Source organism: Xanthomarina sp., assembly GCF_035306605.1.
GTDB lineage: Bacteria > Bacteroidota > Bacteroidia > Flavobacteriales > Flavobacteriaceae > Xanthomarina.
Map to the genome: position 1 here is coordinate 1 of NZ_DATGNR010000028.1, position 3,279 is coordinate 3,279.

The 3,279-nt window shown below is 38.8% G+C and carries 3 protein-coding genes; 1 reads left to right on the forward strand and 2 read right to left on the reverse strand.

Annotated elements, in window-relative coordinates; genetic code table 11:
* The coding region (locus VKY41_RS03985; protein WP_500813144.1) for a T9SS type A sorting domain-containing protein at nt 1–696 on the forward strand (696 nt) is incomplete at its 5' end.
* Nucleotides 697–865: 169 nt separating this feature from the next.
* Here the strand turns inward: VKY41_RS03985 and ilvA are convergent.
* Complete coding sequence (gene ilvA / locus VKY41_RS03990; RefSeq protein ID WP_500813145.1) at nt 866–2,110, reverse strand: threonine ammonia-lyase IlvA; 1,245 nt, start codon at nt 2,108–2,110, stop codon at nt 866–868.
* Entirely contained in the window at nt 2,110–3,153 is a 1,044-nt protein-coding gene (ilvC, locus tag VKY41_RS03995; protein ID WP_500813146.1) for a ketol-acid reductoisomerase, read from the reverse strand. The genes ilvA and ilvC overlap by 1 nt, the downstream gene beginning before the upstream one ends.
* Nucleotides 3,154–3,279: the final 126 nt, after the last annotated feature.

A 3,279-nucleotide genomic window follows, 5' to 3' on the forward strand; every position in this document is an offset into this window, starting at 1 on the left:
TCAAGAGAAAACTTGGGTGCTGGTAATAATTGGACTACAACGACTTATAATTCTGGTGACTTCAGTGGAAAAGTTCTTAAGTATGGATGGACTTCAGCTAATGCTGGTAATGCTTGGTTCTATACGCAAGGTATTGAATTAGAGGCTGGAACATCCTACGTAATTTCTTATAGATATGGAAATAATTCTGTAGGCTATACTGAAAGTATGAAGGTGGCCTATGGAACGTCTGCAAATGCAGCTGCAATGACAAATCCATTGGCTGATTACCCGACAATTTCTGCACTTGGTTCAACGGTTGAAGAGCTTACTTTTACAGTTCCTGCAGACGGGATTTATTATATTGGATTCCATGCGTACTCCGTAGCCAACCAATTTAATTTATATGTAGATGAAATTTCTGTAGATATTGATAATACCGTTTCTATAGAGGAGTATAAGGAGTTGTCTGGTATTCGTTTGTATCCAAACCCAATAAACGACAATACCTTCTTTATTCATGCACCTAATTTAAATAAAGAAAAGGTAGCTGTTGTTGTGAATGATATGCTTGGTAGAGAAATTTATAACACACAACACGTTGTTTCTAATGGAAAGGTTCAAATTAACCTTAATCAAGGAGTAACAACAGGTGTTTATTTGGTAACCATATCATCAAACGGAAATACTCAAAGCTTCCGAGTAATTAAACGTTAATTATTATAATTTTCCATATGTATAAATATGGGTGAATACTAAAAGAGGGATTCCATGACGGGATCCCTCTTTTTAATTGAAGCTTTAGCGCTTTGCTTTTAAGCCGATAACCAAGTTGCTATAAGTAGTACCTCGTACCTTTGGTTGGTTTAAAACGGAATACGTTCAGTTATAATATGAGGTTTGTGAATAAATCGGCATTGTTGTTTAGGTACTGATAATTGAGTTTTCTGTTTTTTAACTGGCTTTCTATTTTATCAAAATCACTTGGGTTTTTTAACTCTATTCCCACTACGGCAGGACCAATTTCGCGGTTGGTTTTTTTAGAAAACTGAAAATAGGTGATGTCATCATCTGGCCCTAACACCTCATTTACAAATTCTTTCAAGGCTCCTGGTCGCTGTGGAAATTGTAATAGAAAATAATGTTTCAATCCCTCGTATAACAAGGAACGCTCTTTTATTTCTTCTGTTCGGGTAATGTCGTTATTACTTCCGCTAACAATACATACCACCTGTTTCCCTTTAATTTTGTCCTTGTATAAATCCAGAGCGGCAATGGTTAGCGCTCCGGCTGGTTCAACAACTATAGCTTCTTCATTGTACAAGCGCAATATACTGGTGCATATCTTGCCTTCAGGAACAAGAACAATATCATCTAAAAGGTCTTTACATATTTCAAATGTTTTTTCTCCCACACGCTTTACGGCAGCACCGTCAACAAACTTGTCTAGAGTATCTAAAGTCGTATTGATACCAAGTTTTATTGAGTTTTTCATAGAAGCGGCTCCAGCAGGTTCTACACCAATAATTTTGGTGTTGGGACTCAATTGTTTGAACACGGTACTTAAACCGGCTGCCAATCCACCACCTCCAATGGGAACAAATAAATAATCGATAGGAGCGGGCTTGTCTTCCAGAAGTTCTAATCCTATGGTTCCTTGTCCCGCCATAACTTTATCATCATCAAAAGGATGAATAAACACGGCTTCTACCTGATTGCAAAACCGGTTGGCTTCCTCATAGGCTTCATCAAAGGTGTCTCCTTTTAGTACAAGGTCTACCTTATCTTTTCCAAAAAGCTTCACCTGTTTGGTTTTTTGCGGGGGAGTGGTTACTGGCATAAAGATGGTTGCTTTGATGTTTAGTTTTCTACAGGCATAAGCAACTCCTTGGGCATGATTTCCAGCACTAGCACAAACCACGCCGTTTGATTTTTCCTCCTCGCTAAGCGATACTATTTTGTTGTAAGCCCCTCTTAATTTGTAGGAGCGTACGGGTTGTAAATCCTCCCGTTTTAAGAAAACTTGAGCGGAAAATTCTTCGCTCAAGTTTTCATTTTTCATCAAGGGGGTATGAACAGCAACGTTTTTTATGCGTTCTCTAGCTTCATATATTTTTTCTAATAAAGTCATTATTTTTTGGGTCTTAATTTTCGTACTTCTAATCCGGTTTGCCACAATTCACTGTGCCTCATCAGGTTTAATTCTTCTTCCAATTTCATACGATAATCCGGCTTGCTATTGGCTTCAATGACGATTTCAGCTTCTTTTCCAGACACGACGCTATCGTACAATTCATTTAAAACAGGTTCAGTGGCCTCACGGAATTTTCCTTTCCAATCTAAAGCCCCTCGTTGCGCAGTTGTGGAACAATTAGCAAACATCCAATCCATTCCGTTTTCAGCAATTAATGGCATCAAACTTTGAGTAAACTCTTCAACGGTTTCGTTAAAGGCTTCACTTGGCGAATGTCCACGCTGACGTAGGACATTGAATTGCGCCTCGAATATTCCTGCTACAGCACCCATTAAAACGCCGCGTTCTCCGGTTAAATCACTGTACACTTCTTTTTGAAAGGTAGTTTCAAATAAATAGCCGGAACCAATGGCAATTCCCAATGCTAATGCACGTTCTTCTGCTTTTCCGGTGGCATCTTGATACACGGCATAACTAGAATTTAAACCTTGACCACTTAAGAATAAACTTCTAAGCGAGGTTCCCGATCCTTTTGGTGCGACCAAGACGACATCGACATCCTTTGGGGGAACGATGCCCGTTTTTTCGTGGAACGTCACGCCAAATCCGTGTGAGAAATACAGAGTTTTCCCCTTGGTTAGATGGTTCTTCATACCTTCCCAAGCTTGGATTTGTCCAGCATCAGAAAGTAAATTCATCACTACAGTGGCTTTTTCACAGGCTTCTTGGACGTCAAATAGGGTTTTACCTGCTTCCCAACCATCTGCTAATGCTTTTTCCCAACTCGCTGTTCCTTTTCTTTGTCCTACTATCACAGGGACACCATTATCTCTTAAATTAAGCGCTTGTCCAGGTCCTTGAACGCCGTAACCAATAACGGCTACGACTTCGTTTTTTAACACCTCTTGTGCTTTTTCTAATGGGAATTCATCACGTTTTACTACGTTTTCTAATACGCCTCCAAAATTTATTGTTGCCATCTTTTTTAATTTTTAATTGTTAATCCGAATCAGTTCGGACTTGTGTTTGGTTTAATTTTTAGGAAACTCTTCTATTTATGAGTTCCGTTTTTGTTATTCTTTTTTTTGAATTAATTCTCAGGGTTA

Excerpts from the sequence above, each read along its gene's own strand:
- ilvC (WP_500813146.1), bottom strand. The coding sequence starts at position 3,153 with ATGGCAACAATAAATTTTGGAGGCGTATTAGAAAACGTAGTAAAACGT.
- ilvA (WP_500813145.1), bottom strand. The coding sequence starts at position 2,110 with ATGACTTTATTAGAAAAAATATATGAAGCTAGAGAACGCATAAAAAAC.